Source organism: Acinetobacter sp. ANC 4218, from assembly GCF_002135245.1.
Taxonomy (GTDB): Bacteria; Pseudomonadota; Gammaproteobacteria; order Pseudomonadales; family Moraxellaceae; genus Acinetobacter.
Window position 1 is genome coordinate 23645 of the sequence record NZ_NEGD01000014.1, and the last position, 19042, is coordinate 42686.

Annotated in this window: 15 protein-coding genes and 3 pseudogenes; 9 read left to right on the top strand and 9 right to left on the bottom strand. The window is 42.1% G+C overall.

Annotated features, from left to right (window positions below):
• Positions 1–96 precede the first annotated feature (96 nt).
• Together prfA and prmC are read left to right on the top strand one after the other, a co-directional pair.
• Positions 97–1185, top strand: coding sequence for a peptide chain release factor 1 (gene prfA, locus B9T38_RS13425; protein WP_086197281.1), 1089 nt, complete (start codon positions 97–99; stop codon positions 1183–1185).
• Positions 1185–2003, top strand: a complete 819-nt coding sequence (prmC, locus tag B9T38_RS13430; RefSeq protein ID WP_086197282.1) for a peptide chain release factor N(5)-glutamine methyltransferase — start codon at positions 1185–1187, stop codon at positions 2001–2003. Before prfA ends, prmC begins: the two co-directional genes overlap by 1 nt.
• Before the next feature lie 37 nt (positions 2004–2040).
• Here prmC and B9T38_RS13435 read toward each other — a convergent pair.
• From B9T38_RS13435 to B9T38_RS13450, 4 genes and pseudogenes are all read right to left on the bottom strand, one after another.
• Positions 2041–2827: pseudogene (locus B9T38_RS13435) on the bottom strand (ABC transporter permease).
• 44 nt (positions 2828–2871) lie between these two features.
• A pseudogene (locus B9T38_RS13440) lies at positions 2872–3835 on the bottom strand (aliphatic sulfonate ABC transporter substrate-binding protein).
• A gap of 528 nt (positions 3836–4363) precedes the next feature.
• Entirely contained in the window at positions 4364–4717 is a 354-nt protein-coding gene (locus B9T38_RS13445) for a hypothetical protein (RefSeq protein WP_086197283.1), read from the bottom strand.
• Between the two features lie 213 nt (positions 4718–4930).
• Positions 4931–5950 (bottom strand): AraC family transcriptional regulator, encoded by a 1020-nt coding sequence (locus tag B9T38_RS13450; RefSeq protein ID WP_086197284.1) that lies wholly within the window; start codon positions 5948–5950, stop codon positions 4931–4933.
• Positions 5951–6107: 157 nt separating this feature from the next.
• On the opposite strand from B9T38_RS13450, the gene B9T38_RS13455 reads away from it, so the two are divergent.
• The 7 genes from B9T38_RS13455 to B9T38_RS13485 all read left to right on the top strand — a co-directional run bounded on the left by B9T38_RS13455 (position 6108) and on the right by B9T38_RS13485 (position 13273).
• Complete coding sequence (locus B9T38_RS13455; RefSeq protein WP_086197285.1) at positions 6108–6878, top strand: 3-hydroxyacyl-CoA dehydrogenase; 771 nt, start codon at positions 6108–6110, stop codon at positions 6876–6878.
• A 213-nt stretch (positions 6879–7091) separates the two neighbouring features.
• The gene (locus B9T38_RS13460; protein WP_086197286.1) at positions 7092–8228 is read left to right on the top strand and encodes an acyl-CoA dehydrogenase family protein; all 1137 of its coding nucleotides are present in this window, start codon (positions 7092–7094) and stop codon (positions 8226–8228) included.
• 240 nt (positions 8229–8468) lie between these two features.
• Positions 8469–10115, top strand: coding sequence for an AMP-binding protein (locus tag B9T38_RS13465; protein ID WP_086197287.1), 1647 nt, complete (start codon positions 8469–8471; stop codon positions 10113–10115).
• A 151-nt stretch (positions 10116–10266) separates the two neighbouring features.
• Positions 10267–11022, top strand: a complete 756-nt coding sequence (locus tag B9T38_RS13470; RefSeq protein ID WP_086197348.1) for a HesA/MoeB/ThiF family protein — start codon at positions 10267–10269, stop codon at positions 11020–11022.
• A 58-nt stretch (positions 11023–11080) separates the two neighbouring features.
• Positions 11081–12379 carry an ABC1 kinase family protein gene (locus B9T38_RS13475; RefSeq protein WP_086197288.1) on the top strand — a complete coding sequence of 433 codons (1299 nt, stop codon included), beginning with the start codon at positions 11081–11083 and terminating at the stop codon, positions 12377–12379.
• Positions 12380–12498: 119 nt separating this feature from the next.
• Complete coding sequence (gene folB / locus B9T38_RS13480) at positions 12499–12879, top strand: dihydroneopterin aldolase (RefSeq protein WP_086197289.1); 381 nt, start codon at positions 12499–12501, stop codon at positions 12877–12879.
• Entirely contained in the window at positions 12836–13273 is a 438-nt protein-coding gene (locus tag B9T38_RS13485) for a 2-amino-4-hydroxy-6-hydroxymethyldihydropteridine diphosphokinase (RefSeq protein ID WP_086197290.1), read from the top strand. Before folB ends, B9T38_RS13485 begins: the two co-directional genes overlap by 44 nt.
• 435 nt (positions 13274–13708) lie before the next feature.
• Here the strand turns inward: B9T38_RS13485 and B9T38_RS16800 are convergent, their stop codons facing one another.
• The 5 genes and pseudogenes from B9T38_RS16800 to B9T38_RS13510 all read right to left on the bottom strand — a co-directional run bounded on the left by B9T38_RS16800 (position 13709) and on the right by B9T38_RS13510 (position 18956).
• Positions 13709–13951, bottom strand: a complete 243-nt coding sequence (locus B9T38_RS16800) for a hypothetical protein (RefSeq protein WP_171263245.1) — start codon at positions 13949–13951, stop codon at positions 13709–13711.
• A gap of 92 nt (positions 13952–14043) precedes the next feature.
• Positions 14044–15318, bottom strand: a pseudogene (locus B9T38_RS13490) (S8 family peptidase); the annotation flags it as partial.
• A 593-nt stretch (positions 15319–15911) separates the two neighbouring features.
• Positions 15912–16238: a pyrimidine/purine nucleoside phosphorylase gene (locus tag B9T38_RS13495; protein ID WP_086197291.1), complete on the bottom strand. Its 327-nt coding sequence runs from the start codon at positions 16236–16238 to the stop codon at positions 15912–15914.
• 755 nt (positions 16239–16993) lie between these two features.
• Positions 16994–17629, bottom strand: a complete 636-nt coding sequence (gene coq7 / locus B9T38_RS13505) for a 2-polyprenyl-3-methyl-6-methoxy-1,4-benzoquinone monooxygenase (protein ID WP_086197293.1) — start codon at positions 17627–17629, stop codon at positions 16994–16996.
• 4 nt (positions 17630–17633) lie between these two features.
• Entirely contained in the window at positions 17634–18956 is a 1323-nt protein-coding gene (locus tag B9T38_RS13510; RefSeq protein ID WP_086197294.1) for an MFS transporter, read from the bottom strand.
• Between the last annotated feature and the right edge of the window lie 86 nt (positions 18957–19042).

The following is a 19042-nucleotide window of genomic DNA, read 5'->3' on the forward strand; positions in this document are numbered from 1 at the left end:
TAACCCTTAGAATCGTTACACTAGGCACAATTTTTTTGCGCTGATCTATGTCCTTTAAGGCATGGAGATAGCCTTTGTATTGAGATATTTAGCAAAATGAAAGAATCGTTACGTTTACGATTAGATCAACTTTCTGACCGTCATGAAGAATTAAACGCATTACTTGCCGACGTTGAAGTGATTTCAGATAACAAACGCTTCCGCCAATTGTCTCGTGAGCATAGTGATTTATCTGAAATTACTGAAGTCTGGACTAAATTCCGTCAGGCAGAAGAAGATATACAAACTGCTGAAGCCATGTTGAGCGATCCTGACTTTAAGGAAATGGCCCAAGAAGAAATAAAAGACAATAAGGTGCTGCTGGAACAACTGGAAGCAGACTTAAATATTCTGATGATTCCGAAAGATCCAAATGATGCCAATTCTGCCTATCTGGAAATTCGTGCCGGAACCGGTGGTGATGAAGCTGCGATTTTCTCGGGCGATTTATTCCGTATGTATAGCAAATATGCTGAAACTCAGGGCTGGCGTCTGGAAATCCTGTCTGAAAATGAAGGCGAGCATGGCGGTTATAAAGAAGTCATCTGCCTGATTAATGGTGAAGGTGTTTACGGTCGCTTAAAATTTGAAAGTGGTGCACACCGCGTACAACGTGTTCCTGCAACCGAATCACAAGGTCGGGTACATACCTCTGCCTGTACGGTTGCCATTTTGCCTGAAGTCGATGTCGATACTTCGGTAGAGATTAACCCGGCAGACTTGCGTATTGATACTTATCGTGCATCGGGTGCAGGTGGTCAGCACATTAACAAAACCGATTCGGCAGTCCGTATTACCCACATTCCAACCGGTACGGTGGTTGAATGTCAGGATGAACGTTCACAACATAAGAACAAAGCCAAAGCCATGGCACTTCTGGTTTCACGTCTGGAAAATGCCAAACGTGCGGCGGCAGATGCGGCAACTTCGGAAATGCGCCGTGACTTGGTTGGTTCCGGTGACCGTTCGGAACGTATCCGTACTTATAACTATCCGCAAGGTCGTATGACTGATCACCGTATCAACCTGACTTTATATAAGCTGGATGCCGTGATGGAAGGTGACTTGACGGAATTGCTTGACAGCTTGCATCGCGAATATCAGGCAGATCAGTTGGCACTTCTTGCACAGCAGAATGGTGGTTAATGAATATTGCACAGGCTTTGGCCTTACGTGGTGATGCAGAAAGCTATGAACGCCAGGAAAATGCGTGGTTACTTGAGCACATTACCAAAATTGATGCTTTTGATTTGCCATTGAAAAAAACTCTGGAATTAACAGCAGAGCAAGAACAGGCATATCGTAATGGCCTGGCACGTATTGCAGCAGGTGAACCTCTGGCTTATGTGACGGGTTCTCAGCCATTCTGGACACTGGATTTAAAAGTCACTAAAGACACCTTGGTGCCACGTCCAGATACAGAAGTACTGGTGGAAACGGTACTGAAACTCGATTTGCCTGAAGATGCCCGAATTGTCGATTTAGGCACCGGAACCGGAGCCATTGCCTTATCTCTTGCCAGTGAACGTCCGGATTGGTCTATTACGGCAACCGATATTTATGCACCGACTCTAGAAGTTGCTCAGTTTAATGCCGAAAAGCATGATCTTGAGCATGTGCGTTTTGTTTGTGGTTCCTGGTTTAAACCTCTGGGCCGTGAATTCTTTGATGTCATTGTTTCCAATCCGCCGTATATCGATGCAGATGATATCCATATGCAGGATTTGGCGAATGAACCGGAGCGGGCTTTGGTGGCAGACAAACATGGACTTGCTGACCTTGAGCAAATTATCCAGCAAGGCAAAAAGCATTTAACCGTCAATGGCAGGGTGGTGTTGGAACATGGTTATGATCAGGGCGATGCTGTGCGGCATATCTTTACTCAAGCCGGGTATAAGCAAGTGCGTACGGTAAAAGATTATGGTGGTAATGACCGTGTCACTTTGGGGCAGTGGCCACATTAATCTTAAAAAAGATAAAAAATAAAGCGCATCATGCGCTTTATTTTTTGACTACATCCCGCCAGCGTAACAGCCATTTTTTCAGCAATTTTCATTAAGCTATCCGTCATTTTGCCTAAAATCGCCAATAAAATAATTGCAATAATCACAATGTCAGGTCGAGAGGTTTCCCGTCCATCACTAAGCAAATAACCAATCCCTTGAGTGGCCGCGATCAGTTCAGCAGCAATCATAAACATCCAGGACAAGCTCAGGCTGTTGCGTAAACCGGTTAAAATACCCGGGGATGCTGCCGGAAGTACAATCTCCTTGATCTGTTGCAGGTATTTCAGACGGTAGACTTGCGCGACTTCAATCAGCTTGCGGTCTACGCCCTGAATCGCGGCAACGGTATTGGTATAGGTCGGGAAAAATGCGCCGATGGCAATCAGGGTAATTTTGGATGCTTCATCGATGCCTAACCACAGCAGTAACAGGGGAATCCAGGCTAGACTTGGAATCGACTTAATCGCTGAAAAAGAAGGTTCTAAAAATTCTTCAGCTTGCTTATTTAAACCGACCAAGATGGCGAAAACCAGCGCAAGTCCGCTACCAATAAAGAAGCCTAGAAATACCCGCCAGGTACTGGTCCAGATATGTAGCCACAAATCACCTGTAGACAGTTCTAATAACGATTGCCATAAACTGCTGGGTGCGGGGAGCAGGTAGGGTGCTATAAAACCGTTTCTAACCAAAAATTCACACAGGATCAACGCAAGAACAGGGATGACCAGCCCCTTCAGCTTGCTTAATAATTTAAGCAAGCCAGGTGCTGGGACTCTATCCATTTCAGGTTGAACCGGTACCTTATTCGTTGTTACAGACGAACTCATTATCTATTTACAACCTTGTTTGCATATTTTGCATCAAACAGTTGATCAATCACCTGATTGACATTAGTGCCTTTACGAACTAAATCCTCTTCGGTCAAAATGGTTCCTGATTTTTTCAATGCATTGAGATGTTTTACAGTCGGGATGTTTTGCTCAAAATTGGTACGACTGAGTTGCAGTTTGGCCACAGCAATAGGCAGTTTCGATTCACGTGCCAGCAATTCGGCCAGTTTGGCTGGATTGGCTTTGGCCCATTTACGTGCCTGTTCATAAGCTTTAATCACCGCTTCGATGGCTTCCGGGCTTTGGCTGGCAAATTGCTCCCTGGTACTTAATACGCTGTAACTATTAAAACCGACATTTCGATACAGCAGTTTTGCACCTGACTGGACTTGTGCAGAGGCCATTAGCGGATCTAAACCGGCCCAGGCATCGACTTGTCCACGTTCCAGTGCCGTTTTACCATCTGGATAAGTGTACAAGCTGAACATCCTTTTTATTCAAGCCTGCTGTTTCCAGTGCCTGTAAGGTAAACAGGAAAGGGTCTGTACCTTTGGTGGCGGCAATTTTTTTTCCTTTTAAATCTTTTAGGTTTTTAATGGGAGAATTTTTTGCAACCAATAAGGCTGTCCATTCAGGCTGACTCTGAATGTAAACTGTTTTAATCGGACTGCCATTGGCACGGCTGAGTACGGCTGCCAAACCGGCGGTTGAGGAAAAATCTACACTGCCACTATTTAAATATTCGAGTGAACGGTTACTCCCTTGACTAAACACCCATTTAATCTGGGTTTTAGGTAAAGCTTTTTCCAAAAGTTTTTGTTCCTTCACCACCAAACTGGTCGGAGCATAATAGGCATAATCCAGCTTTAGCGTATCAGGTAGGGCTGCCATGCTATATTGACTGACCAAGCCGAATGTGATCGCTGTGAGTATTTTCGTTTTGAAACCAGAATTTTGCATATAAGTCCCGATAGAATGATTTGAATGAGATGCGGCAAATACTGCCAGTAACTCAAGGGATAAGACAAAAGAGTAATTTTTATAAAATTATCTTAATTCTGGATATATTAAATTTATGTGAAGTAAATTATTGAATTTTAATGAATTTATTTTATTTGTTTAAATATTTTGCACTTTATATCAAAAAGTTACATCAGCATGAATAAAAGTAAAATATGAAACAATTAAGAAAGATGAGATTTTGTTATTTCAATGTCATTGCTATGTAATTACATTAATGGTTGCGTTTAGCGATTGCTGAAAACGATGACTTAAAGAAAATGGTCAAAACCATGTTTTTAAATGGCGATGCAAGCCGACGACAGGATTTGATGAGTAATTCAGATCTGTCTGGTGCAATGCATGAGAGATGTGACTAGAAAAAGATATGTGGGAAAATCTACTTGGGGCGTGATATAAAATCAAACAAATTAAATTGATTTAAAAAAAGCGACTCACTGGAGTCGCTTTTTTTAATGGGTTTTAGATTTATATTAGAAAATCTTGTAAACCATCAGATATGTCCAAGTGTGCAAGCGCATCGGTTTCAAGGGCTAAACAAAGCGCCACAATTTTTGCAGTATCTGCAAGATATTGCGCATCTTTTAAAGCTACGCCAGTTTGTAAAGCTTGAATACGATCAGCACTGATATCCAGTGCCTGAGCTGATTCAATGGCATCTGCACGATTGAAGAAATTGACCACCACATTTTGAAGTGCAGAATCAGCAGTATTTAAAATACCTTGATTGAATAACTCATCAAATTGACTGGTGTGAGAATTGAGAGAATGAGTAAAATTTTGCACCAAGCTTTGCTCTAGTACATCAATCATTTTAAGCATGTCAGAACCTTTAATATAAGGTGATTTAACAGGGAGATTACAGCAGGGGTGGCATAAAGATATGCCTTTAAGTTGGTTGAAAAGTAATCTATTTTGTCGCTTTTTGCAAATAAATTCCGACGAAAAATGCATCATTTTTTAAGTTAATGAAAAGCAAAGAATTATCAAATTTTTAGAAAAGCAGCTATATTCTTATGGCTTATATTGAATTTATTACTCCTTATTTTGCCGATAAGCCCCGGGACTGACGCCGGTCCATTTTTTGAAAGCACGATGGAATGCACTCGGATCGTGAAAGCTGAGTTCATCACTAATTTGTTGCAAAGTTTTCTCTGTTTTAGTCAGAAATTCAATGGCGGTATCACGCCGGATATCATTTTTAAGTTGTTGATAGCTTACACCTTCGCTTTTTAAACGTCTTTGCATGGTGGCATCCGAAATATTTAAGCGCTGGGCAATTTCATTCAATTCTAACCATTCAGCAGGTGGAACATTCATTAAATGTTTACGGATTTGAGAACTAATCGCATGTGGATTTTTAAAGCGCACCAGCAGGTTATGCGGTGTTTGTCTAATAAACTGATGCCATGACTGTTTGTCCTGTTTGATCTGAATATTTAAATAATTGGCATCGAACTGGATATAGTTTTCATGGCTATTGTATTGAATATTTTCACAAAAACGGACTTTATAGTCCTGATCATCCAGTGGGGCATCACATTTGAGCTGAATCTGGTTCAGTAAGACCCGTTGTCCGCTTAACCAGCACATCAAAGCATGAATCAGCATTAAATAGGTGGCATAGCTGAACATTCTTTTGGTGTGTTTCTGTTCATAAATCACAATATAGGCATAGTTTTCCTGCACAGATAATTGACTGATAAAATCATCCAGTACCAGATTTAAAAACTGCAAAATTTGCTGTAGGGCTTTTTCCAGAGTTTCGGCATGCATTACCGATTGTGATAACAGTTTGAAACTGCCGCGCCGCATTGGGTGGCTGTCCATCCCAAAAAACTCGTCATTCATGACATCGGCCAGCTCAGTCCAAAGCTGGGCATATTGTGAAACTGAAACGCGAGCCTTACTGGAATGCAGCAGCTCAACAGGAATACCGGATTTGAGCAAGATATTTTGCGTGTTCAATCCCTGATGCTGGGCAGATAAAAGCGCTTCATGCACCAGACTGATCGAGATCGTGCCTTTACTGTAATTTAAGTCTTGTTCATTCATGTACAGATATCCGTATTCCGTATTTTTTGCTGTGCTGACCTGGATTGTCCAAATCCATCATAAAAGATGCAAGGTTTGGAAATTGTACTCTAGCTGAACTGCCTTTACTCTGCATCTTAAGTCGAGTGTTTATTCAAATAATTAACAGGAACAAAAAATGAAAATTCAAGGAAAAGTATTTGTCGTGACAGGCGGTGCATCGGGTTTGGGTGCAGCCACAGCCACTTATCTGGTGGGTCAGGGCGCTCAGGTGATTATAGTGGATATGAACCAGGAGCTGGGTCAGGAAATGCAGCAGCGCTTGGGTGAGCATTCGGTCTTTGTCAAACTGGATGTGACCGACGAGCATGCAGTCAAAGTTTTCTTTGAAAATATTGAGCAGCAGTACGGTCAGTTAAATGGTCTGGTGAACTGTGCCGGGATTGCACCGTCTGCCAAAGTGTTGGGTCGTGATGGCATTCATGATCTGGGTCTGTTCCAGAAAGTATTGAATATCAATGTCAGTGGTACCTTTAACATGATCCGTTTTGCGGCAAGTTTGATGGCGAAATATCCATTGCAGTCAGGTGAAGAAGAGCGTGGGGTGATTGTCAATACTGCTTCAGTGGCTGCATTTGAAGGACAACTTGGGCAAGCGGCTTATGCTGCTTCTAAAGGTGCTGTGGTGTCCATGACTTTACCTCTGGCACGTGAACTGGCGCGTGAGGCGATTCGGGTGATGACGATTGCACCAGGCATTATGGAAACACCAATGCTGAAAGCCATGCCGCAGAATGTGCAGGAGGCTTTGGGGCAAATGGTGCCGTTTCCACCACGTTTGGCTAAACCGGAAGAGTTTGCACATCTGGTTGGGCATATTTTTGAAAATACCTATTTAAATGGCGAAGTGATTCGTCTGGATGGCGCGATTCGTATGCAGCCTAAATAATTATTGATAATGGCGGCGGCATGACGGAGTCTTTTCAATATGTATAAAACTCTGTTTAAGCTTCGGTTCGACCTACTTTTCTTTCGGGAAACTGAAGATACCTCCTTGTATCTCAGTTTTACAGGCGACATCCATGTCGCCGTCATGTACTCCAGATACAGTCATTTTTAAAAAGTTTGAAATGAATAAAATAGATATAGAAAGGGAAGCTCAATGATTTTAAATGACGAACAAAAGATGGTTCAGGACATGTTGCGCGATTATTCGCAAAACAAGTTAAAACCTACTGCCGCAGAACGTGATAAAACTGCGCAATTTCCTGCACAAGAACTGAAAGAACTCGGTGAGCTGGGTGCTTTGGGCATGACCGTATCCGAACAATGGGGCGGTGCTGGTTTGGACTATGTTTCGCTGGTGCTTGCTTTGGAGGAAATTGCTGCAGGTGATGGCGCAATTTCCACCATTGTCAGTGTGCAAAACTCTTTGCCGTGTGGCATTACCCAGCGTTACGGTACAGAAGCACAGAAAAAGAAATATCTCACTAAACTTGCCACCGGTGAATGGCTTGGATGTTTCTGTCTTACCGAACCGCAAGCCGGTTCCGATGCCGGTGCACTGGAATGCAAAGCAGAACGTGATGGAGATGAATGGGTATTGAATGGTACCAAACAGTTCATTACCACAGGCAAACATGCCCAAGTAGCGATTGTCTTTGCTGTGACCGATAAAGCCGCAGGGAAAAAAGGCATCTCCTGTTTCCTGGTTCCTACAGACACAGAAGGCTATATTGTTTCCCGTCTGGAAGAAAAAATGGGACAGCATTGTTCCGATACCGCCACCATCATTTTTGAAAATTGTCGTATTCCTGTTGAAAACTTACTTGGCAAGGAAGGAGAAGGCTACAAGATTGCATTATCCAACCTTGAATCCGGCCGAATCGGGATTGCCGCACAATCGGTCGGCATGGCGCGTGCTGCACTTGATGCTGCTGTGGAATATGCCAATCAGCGCAAAGCATTTGGGGTGGAAATTGTACAGCATCAGGCCGTTGCATTCCGTCTGGCAGATATGGCCACACAGATTGAAGCGGCGCGCCAACTGATTTTCCATGCGGCAACCTTAAAAGATGCAGGGCTACCATGTTTGAAAGAAGCGTCTATGGCCAAGCTGTTTGCATCCACCATGGCGGAGCGGGTGTGCTCCGATGCCATTCAGATTCATGGCGGTTATGGCTATGTCTCGGATTTCCCGGTAGAGCGGATTTACCGCGACGTACGGGTTAGCCAGATTTATGAAGGCGCTTCGGATATTCAGCGTCTGGTGATTGCCCGCGAGGTGACTAAAATCTAAACTGGCTAAAGCTTCAAATGGCTAAATTTTAGACTTTAGCCGGTGTTCAAATCCTGCACATTTTCTGATGGATAAGGAAATTGCAGGAGCTGGGAAATCATGGTTATCTAAGTCAACTGTGAAGTAAAAAACTTAAAGATGCTGAATCAGCTTTGGCATTTTTAGAGTCAGAACAATAAGCAAAATGGATCAGCAAAGCACGAGCTTTGTTTATAAAATAACGGATGAGAGGTTGTCGTCATGAAGACACTACAACAAGCATATCAAGAGTTTAATTTTGATGATTTTCTTGCACAGCAACTGGTCGGTACGGCTGAGTCAGTCAATGCCTATGTTGAATGTTGCGAGCGTTATCTCGGTTTAAATAAAACGGCCTTAATCTGGGAAGGCAAAAACGGCGAATCTGCCGAATGGACATTTGAACAGCTGGCAGAAGCTTCAGGAAAACTGGCAAACTATTTTAGCTCAATTGGCTTAAAAGCTGGGGATTGTATTGCCGGTTTATTGCCGCGTACGCCTGAACTGCTGATTACCATTTTAGCCACCTGGCGTATGGGCGCAATTTACCAACCATTGTTTACTGCATTTGAATCCAAAGCCATTGAGCACCGGATTAATACAGCCAAAACCCAATTGATTGTCACCAATGCAGAACAACGCTCAAAACTGAACGGTGTCACTGTCCCGCATATTCTTACAGTACATCCACAAGATGTTTCAAGTCATGCAGATGCCGATTTCTGGACAGAACTGGCGCAACAGTCAGAATCTTTTGAACCGGTAATGCAGACTTTTGCAGATGATTTCCTGATGATGTTTACCTCAGGAACCACAGGTTTGGCAAAATCGGTGCAGGTTCCTTTAAAAGCACTGCTGGCATTTAAAGGCTATATGATCCACGCGGTGGATTTGAGTGAAGAAGACTCTTTCTGGAATCTGGCCGATCCGGGTTGGGCTTATGGTTTGTATTACGGCATTACCGGACCTTTAAGTCTGGGGCATAGCATTATTATGGATGAACGTGCATTTAGTGTAGATAACGCCGTGCAGATCATAAAGAAATATAAAGTCAGTAACTTGACCGGTTCACCAACGGCATTTCGGATGTTTTTTGGATTCAAGGAAAAATTTGATCCATCCATTAAAGAACATTTACGTGCCGTCAGTAGTGCCGGTGAGCCATTAACCCCAGAAGTGATTCACTGGTTTAATCATGACCTGAATGTGAATATTTATGATCAATATGGACAGACTGAATTGGGGATGGTAATTGCCAACCATCATGCTCTGGACCATGAAAAGAAAGTCGGTTCCGCAGGTTTTGCCAACCCGGGTCATCGTTTTGTGGTCTTGAATCAAAACCATGAAGAAGTGGAAAGAGGCGGAATCGGCACTTTGGCTATTGATTTTTCGCAATCACCTTTAACCTGGTTTAAAGGTTATGGCGGCAATAACCGTAAATCATTCGTTGGGCATTATTATTTAACCGGTGATACGGTGAAATTAAATGAACTGGGTGGGGTAGATTTTATTGGGCGTGCTGACGATGTCATTAAAACGTCAGGCTATCGTGTGGGTCCTTTCGATGTGGAAAGCACTTTACTGGAATGTGCCGAGGTTTTGGAATCTGCAGTCATTGGCAAGCCAGACCCAGAACGTACCGAGGTGGTGAAAGCTTTTGTCGTGCTTAAACCGCAATTTTCGGCTTCGGATGCGTTAAGCCATAAACTTCAGGAATATGTGCGTTCACGTTTGTCTAAACATGCCTATCCTAAAGAAATCGAATTTGTCGAAGGTTTACCTAAAACCACGAGTGGTAAAATTCAACGCAATTTACTCAAGCAGCAGGAAATTGCCAACATGCAAGGAATTCAGAAAGTCAGTTAAACCTTTTTCGTTTTTTTAAGTTTCATGCTCTTGCACCCGAAAGGGTGCTTTTTTTTAGTCCTATGCAAAATTCATTTTGAACTATAATGCCTGTCTGGTTTAAGCAAACGCAAGTAATAGACAGGATAAGCAAGTGACCCAAGCACTCGACATGGATCTAGAGTTAAGCGATGAAGAAATGCATCTTTACAGTCGGCAAATTTTGCTGGATGGCTGGGACATTGAAGCCCAGGAAAAACTGAAACTTGCCAATGTCCTGATTGTCGGTTGTGGTGGAATTGGCTGTACTACAGCTGAACTTCTTGCTCGGGCAGGTGTGGGGCAAATCACTTTAATCGACGCCGACACTATTGAAATGAGTAATCTGCAACGGCAAATAGCCTATGTAGAAGAAAATATTGGTTTCTATAAAGCTGAAATACTGGCCAAGCGATTACAGCAGATCAATCCGCATATCCGTGTTGAATCTCAAACAGTAAAACTGGACGAGAGCAATGCAGAAGCATTAATTTCAGCTCAAGATCTGGTTTTAGATGGCTGTGATAATTTCACTACACGTTATCTCGTCAACCAAAGCTGCAAGCAATTCAATGTACCTTTAATCAGTGCTTCAGCGATTGGTTTTCAGGGACAGCTGTTTATGGTAGAAGGCGAATCTGCCTGTTATGAATGTCTATTTCCCAAAGAACAGCATGCCAATGAAAACCTGCGCTGTGCAGATTCAGGCGTATTAGCTACGACTCCGAATGTTATGGCGAGTTTGCAGGCGCATCATGCTTTACTCTACTTGGGGCTGGGCAAAACACCATTGAAACAAAAACTGATGCTTTGGGATGGATTAAGCATGAAACAACGTCTACTTGCTTTCGAAAAAGATACAGATTGTCCAATCTGTCAGGCAAGATAGACCTGCAAGACCATATTTTTTTGCTACACTCGCTATAATTTAATTCTAAGCTGACATTATGAAAAACAATATCTGGTTAGATGGCCTGCGTTCAGTTGCCCGTGTTGGGGAAACGGCTGTAATTGCAGCAAAAGCAGGCTTTAAATACGCCACAGAAAAACCAAGTAACGCCAAGCTGATGCGTGAAACTTTTGAATCCTTAGGTTCAACCTATATCAAGCTCGGACAGTTTATTGCCAGCACACCGTCATTATTCCCACGTGAATATGTGGAAGAATTCCAGGGCTGTTTGGATCAGACCCCATCTTTGCCTTTTAGTTATGTACAAGGGGTGTTGGCATCAGAATTTGCTGGGCGTGATCTTTCAGAAATTTTTGCCTCTATAGATGAAACACCTTTAGCTTCAGCTTCTATCGCACAGGTTCACGCAGCCAAACTCGTGACTGGTGAAGATGTGGTGATTAAAGTGCAAAAACCGGGTGTGGAAACCATTCTGTATACCGACTTGAATGTCTTGCACTGGGCCACCAAGATTTTGGAAAAAGCCGTACCGAAAGTGAAATTTGCATCACTTGCCGATATTGTCGAGGAAATTAAAACTCGGATGGTACGCGAAGTCGACTTTATTGAAGAAGCGCAAAACCTGGATGATTTCGTTAATTATCTGAATATAACGCAAAACCAAAAAGCTACTGCACCAAAAGTTTATCATCAATACTCAACCCGCCGTGTACTCACCATGCAGCGCTTATATGGCGTGCCATTGACCGATTTTGATGTGGTAAAAAAGGTGGCTAAAGACCCGTCTCAGGTGCTCATTACCGCCATGAATACCTGGTTTGGCAGCTTGATGATGTGTAACAGCTTCCATGCAGACCTGCATGCTGGAAACCTGATGTTGCTTGAAGATGGCCGGGTCGGTTTTATCGATTTTGGTATTGTGGGCCAGCTAAAACCTGAAGTCTGGACAGCTTGTATTGCCTTCATGGATGCACTGCAAAAAACTGATTACAAACTCATGGCTGAAAACATGCTAAAAATGGGCATGACCGACAAGAAAATTGATACTCAAGTTTTGGCGGCTGACTTAGAACGCCTGTTCAGTGGTGTCCTTTTGGCTGATCCTCAAGAGTTACTCACTTCCAATCCTGCTGATTTAAACGACATCATGATGGATATGGTGGGAGTGGGCGAGCGTCATGGCATTCGCTTCCCGCGCGACTTTGCCTTGCTGTTTAAGCAAATGCTGTATTTCGATCGCTTTATGCGCATCCTTGCGCCATATACCGATATTTATGCAGATCAGAGACTGCAAATGGTGCAAACTCTTGACCCAAATGTGTTGTTAAAACATTAAATTTGAATATTAATAAATCCCCCTAAATCCCCCTTTTTCAAAGAGGGACTTCAAAGCTCCTCCCTTTTTTAAAGGGAGGTTGGGAGGGATTAAAGAATCTAAGTCTGTTAGGGGCAAACATGGACGCAATTATTATTGAAGGTTTAAAGGTTGAAACAGTGGTGGGATGTTTCAATTGGGAACGTCAAATCATGCAGCCTTTAATGCTGGATATGACCATCCAGACCAGTCTGGAACAGGCTTCCAATTCGGATCAGCTGGAACATACGCTAAATTACGCTGAAATTTGCGAGATTTCTGCCAAAGTCATTCAGGATGCCAAGCCGGAATTGATTGAACATGCAGCAAAACTTGTGCTAAATGCGCTTTTTACTACCTTTCCCACAGTAGAATCGATTATGATTACCATCCGTAAGCCTGCCATTATCGCGCAAGCAAATTCTGTAGGAATTCGTCTTGAACGCCACCGAAACGATATTCGCCTTAGCTCTGGCGAGTAATTGTCATCCCCAACAGCATTTTCAAAACGCTATGAAACAAATCTCTGGTTTGGGAGAGGTTCAATTCTCTCAAATTTATGTGATTCCATGTCGTGATGCGGTGGGGGAGGATTACTGGAATGCGGCGTGTTTGTTAAAAGCTGTAATGTCGCTGGATGATATCATTGCATTATTAAAAAGAATGGAAGCGGATTCTGGTCGGATACGTCCTTCACATCAAATTTCATTGGATATGGATTTAATTGCCTGGGGACAGGATTTACAGCACATGCAGTTTAATCCGAAAAAATTACCTTTGGCTTTAGATGTCAAAATTCCAATGCTGGATATCTGGCAAAGTAACGACTTTCAGCACGAAAAACATCAATTTCCAGTGGTAAATTGGATGAAATAACTTTTATTGTATTCGATGAATTAAGTATAGTCTTTTTTATTAAATAGCCTAAGCTAAATAAGATTAACCTGATGACCTAATTTGATTAATCATCGAACAAACATTGAGTGAAAGATGAGTGCTTGTGGTTTGAGTTATTGGAATTATAAGAATAATCGAATAAGAGAGGCAGAATATGATCAATCCTCAAAAAGCCCAATTGGTGAAGCGTTGGTTTTTGTATTGACGATAAGTTTGTAATTTAAAACTAAAAGAAATCATGTTGTATAAAGTTGATTAAGTTTAATGTAATAGAAAATTCGCTCCCAAAAAAAACCACCTACAGTATTACACTCTGGATGCCATTGTGCGGTAATCGGCAATTTATGGGGAAGTGCCAATCATTCTATAAGAAACGCAACCTATAAAGTTGCGTTTTCTTATTCTAAAGACTGTTTAGCGGTAAATAGTAATCGAGCTGACCGAATTACTGCTGGCTGCATAGGTCAGGTTGCTACCACTAATATTGTTGATGTTAAAGGTAGTCTGCGTTGCACTTTTGATGGTGCCGCTATTGATTTGGCATTGCCCCAAGTTGTTTGTCGTACAGTTAAGATTGCTGCCACCTACAGAGAAACCGCCGGTTACTGTTGCATTCGGCACGGCAAGGTTATTGCTGTCGACCACAGAAATGGTCACATTGGCACGCCATGTAGGGTTGTTGCGTTGAGTTTGCTGATATGCGCAATAATACTTGGTACTGGAGTGATGGTCTGTGTGTCTACCAAGTTATAGAGCAATCGGTTTGGGCTACTCATCGGATTTTGAATCAGATTTACAGTGCTTTGGTTGAGCAGTTGATCAGTAATACTTTGCGGTGTTGCAGTACTGTTATTTTCCAGCATTGTCGCGACTACGCCTGCAACATGTGGCGAAGCCATTGAGGTTCCGCTGGCAGTTGCTGCCGAGCTATTGCTACCAATCCAAGCAGAGGTAATCTGACTGCCTGGAGCGAAAAGATCGACACAACTGCCATAGTTCGAGTAGCTGGCACGGGTATCGGTTGAATCTGTGGCAGCAACGGTAATGGCTTTGCCCGCGCGAGCAGGAGAGCTGGTACATGCATCGGTATTTGAATTGCCTGCAGCAACCACTGGTACATAGCCGTTATTAAACAGGTTATCTATAGCAGTATCGAGGGTACTATAGGCACTGCCACCGAGAGACATATTCACCACTGCGGGTTTTCGACCATTTTGAATAATCCAGTCCAGTCCGGCAATCACACCACTCATAGCACCTGAGCCTGCACAATCGAGTACCCGTACAGGTACCAAGCCCACATTTTTTGCGATTCCATACGTACTGCCACCTACAGTGCCAGCCACATGTGTACCATGGCCGTTACAGTCATTGGTGCCATTGTTATCGGCAATTGCAGAATAACCGGTTTGTACACGACTGTTAAATTCCTGATGTGAGGCTAAAATACCGGTATCGACAATATAGGCATTCACCGCAGAACCGGTTTTGTTATAGCTAAATGATTTGCTTAGTGGCAAATTGTGCTGGTCAATACGATCCAGACCCCATACAGGATTGCTTTGCGTGATTGTATTAGTCTGCATCAGAGTATCTTCTTCTACATAACTGACTTGCGGATTTTTCTGCATAGCCGTAAGGAAAGCTGACGTAGCCTGTTCTGGAATACGTACGGCAAAACCACGAATCGCCCGGTTATACGTAAATAAAACTTGCCCCCCATGTTGTTTTGCTATTGTTGCAGCAGCTTGTGCAGGGAGATCTGAACCCGTTTGGAGAACTACAATATACTGGTTCTTGATGGGTGAAGCTGTTGTCGAGCTGGTCAATGTGGGTGCTAATACGGTCGGTGAAGAGTTTGCTGTCGTTGTGTTGGGTGTGGAAACTTGTTGGTTGGTCAGTACTTGATCTTGTTTTACTGCTATTGTTGTAGCGGCTTTATTCGATGGTGTGCTTACCGCATAAGCCAGGACAGCAACAGCTGAACTTGCTGCAAAGATGGAAATTTTATGGATCCTGTTCATTCGATACTCCTGACCCCAACCATAGCGGCTGAAAATTTAATTAATAAAATAGGGTAATTGTCATGCATTGTTCTGCTCAAAAGATAGCAGAATAAAATGAAGTTTTAATGGCATCATCAAATAATAATTTTTCTCGAAATCTGTTTTTTTATTGGTTTTTTAAATATTTCAAGGATGGTTTGGGACGAGAAATATATGTGATTATAAGTTGATTGAGCATAGAATTTTCTTTATTTACCGTTCCAAATTGTTCCTGGAGAAAGATGATCTGGAATTTTTGTTAATAAGTATCGGGTGATTTTTACTTCGTTTTGTAAGCATTTGCTCACATGAATTTAATGTTATAGCTTCTATTTGAAATATTTGAAATATTTGAAATATTTGAAATATTTGAAATATTTGAAATATTGGAAATTTCATATGATGAGTTCAACAAGAACAGGAAGTTCTGCAAAAGAATAATAACAAACAAGCACAAGGACAGTCAGGTACGACAGGAGTTATACCGAGCGAACCCATATGAAAAAGCCCGACAGGATGCCGGGCTTTTTTATTGTCGACTAATTAATGTGTAATAAGGGTTGTTACCAAACCTAACGGTCTTCCAGATGGCAAACGTAATCGACAATATCATCCGTGATAATTTTAAATTGGGTTTTTTTAGGCACATAAAAAGATTCACCAGCATGATAGGTTTGGCTCTCTGTATTGTTGCCAATTTGAACCAAACACTTGCCTGAAACAATTTCTATGCGTTCAGCGACCACAGTTTCAAATACCAGAGGACGCTCTGTGGGCAGAATCACACCTAAGGTTTTTTTTCTTCCATCTGTTAACTCAATCACATGACTGATAGAACAGCCATCAAAATGGATGTTTGATTTTTTCTGGACAGAGACAAAATTGAACTGGGTAGACATACCTTGCTCCTTAAATTATTTTTGTTGTTGGTTTTTTGTTCTTTATGCAGCTAATATTTATTTTTATAAAGTATACGAATGAATCTTTTTATATGTTTTGGTCATCGTATTGTATAAATTTTACAAAAATAGAAGCTTTACCGGGTGCTATAAAAACCTATTCATCCCATTAAAATTTTAGACACGTGTTGTAAGCTAAAACTCACAAGGAAGGAGGTTTATTTCTAATATTTTTAGATTTATTTTTTGGATAGAAAAGTCTTTTAAAAACAGCCTATTGTAAAGGAGTAAGACATATATAAATAATACCCTGCCTATAAAAGCCTAAAAAACATCATATTGATAAAATGATATCTGCCAAGCAATCACTTTATTGTACTGATGAAACATAAAAGCTTAAAAAAAATTAGACTGGTCTTTGCAATAAACAATGATCTGGCACAAAAAATTGTTCAGATCAGCAGTGTCATCGACAATCATCCCGTGCTGAACATTTTATTGATGCAATTCTCTTGGGGGAGTTCAGAATCTTTCTGCCCATTTTTATCGGAATCAAAGCTTATCCTTTGGGAAAATATGTATTGCTGAGTCTGCTTGCCTGCTTTATCATCATGATATTGATACTGTTCTTGCGGTGGTAGTCTGTATCTTATTGTTTCAGATTATGTATTCTATAGTCGTTCGTTAGAAAAAATCGTGATGAATAGACATAAAAAAGCCCACATTTCAAGTAGGCTCAATCATGCAAATGTAGATTAAATATAATAACTGGTCTTGGTCATCAGTTTGGAAATAGCGGTCATGGTAATACGGACCGGTACTGGCAAATCTACACCACCAGCCTTCAGTGCGGTATCTCGATGATGCAATTCATCTTCATTCATTTGCACTAATATTTTACGTGAACGTTCATCCTGTTCAGGCAACTGGCTGATGTGATGCTGTAAATGCAAGCTCACCTGACGTTCGGTTTCTGCCACAAAACCAAGGCTATATTTATCCCCGGCAATACCGGCAATCGCACCCATGCCAAAAGACAGGCCATACCACACCGGATTCAGCAAACTGGTGTGGCTATCCAGTTCTTTTAACCGGTCTTCACACCAGGCCAAATGATCCTGTTCTTCAATTGCAGCCTGTTCCATTTCACGGCGTACATTCGGGAGTTTAGCTGTTAATGCCTGACCATGATAAAGCGCCTGAGCACACACTTCACCGCTATGATTGACCCGCATTAAACCGGCCACATGGCGCGCTTCACTGACACCGAGTTTGGTTTCAACTTCATTTCCCGGGTTTTCACGGTGTGCAGAGGTTGTGCCCGGAACCAGGCTGCGTAGTGCCTGGTCAAATGAATGAATAAATTTGTCAATACCGGTATATTGGCGCATAAAATTAATCCTCTAAAGCATCTTGTTGCTGTGCTGCAAGCATGGGCTTGAGCTTAAACAAGAGCCATGTAGTGAAAATGGCGCTTAGAATCGCTGTGATACTAAAAAGTATTTTAATATCAATCTTAAGTACACTTAAGATGATAATGGAGAATATTGCAGAGGATACCATGAATACGGCATTGAGAATGTTGTTTGCAGCAACTACACGTGCGCGATGTGATGGCGGCGAAAAAGCCTGCATCATGGCATAAAGCGGTACGATATAAAAACCACCACTAATCCCAAGTAATGTCACAGCAAGCATGACATGGTAATAACTCCAGCCTTGGGTAAAAACATCTTTCAAGCTGAGTAATTCACCACTACGTTCTGGCACAAAAGCCAAACTCGCTGCCAGATAAAAAGCAAACATGGTTAAGCCAATCGCTCCAATGGGAACCATTTTCAAATTGACTTCTGTACCACCAATTCTGCGGCACAATAACGAACCGATGCCAATCCCGACAGAGAAGAAAGTTAATAGCAGGCTGACTACGTTTTCAGAAGCATGCAGGTTTTGTTGAGTCAGCTGCGGAATTTGGGTGAGATAGGTCGCGCCATAAAACCAGTACCAGGAATTGCCGAGTAAAATCAGGAACACCTTTGGTAAACTTTTGGCATAACCCAGGGTTTGAAAGCTGGTTCTAAAAAAGTTCCAGTCAATGTGTACGTCTGTTGGAGTCACTTTTTGCTTTAATACGAAACGACTGGAAAAATATCCCAGCAAGGCAATCGTCACAATCGTTAAGCTGATCCACAATAAATTGCCGTCCGAGGCAGAAATGACCGCACCGCCTAAAATCATCCCGACTAAAATGGCAATTGAAGTTCCTGACTGAAATAAGGCATTTCCGGACATCAATTCATTGGGCTTTAAAATTTCTGGCAAAATGGCATATTTGATTGGCCCGAAGAAAGTCGAGTGAGTACCCATTAAAAATAAAGCCACCAATAAAAGCCACAAATGACCGAGTAAAAAACCCGCCGAGCCAATCAGCATAATCACGATTTCGAGAATCTTGATGCCCCGTACAAGTTGTGAACGTTCGTATTTGTCGGCAATCTGTCCGGCTGTGGCAGAGAAAATGAAATAGGGTAAAATAAACAACAAGGCTGCAAGGTTATTCAGTGTGCTTACGCTGGCAGTTTGCTGGTTAATCCAACCATAGGTAATGACCAGTAACAAGGCTTGTTTATACACGTTGTCATTCAGGGCACCAAAAAATTGAGTGACAAACATCGGTAAAAACCGGCGTGTGCCTAACAGATGTTCATTTTTTTCCATGGTTTGTGGACTTCATTAAGTTTTATTAAGAAATGTGAGCATTTGGTAAAACACTATAAAAATCATGTATGATGTTTTTAACCTAT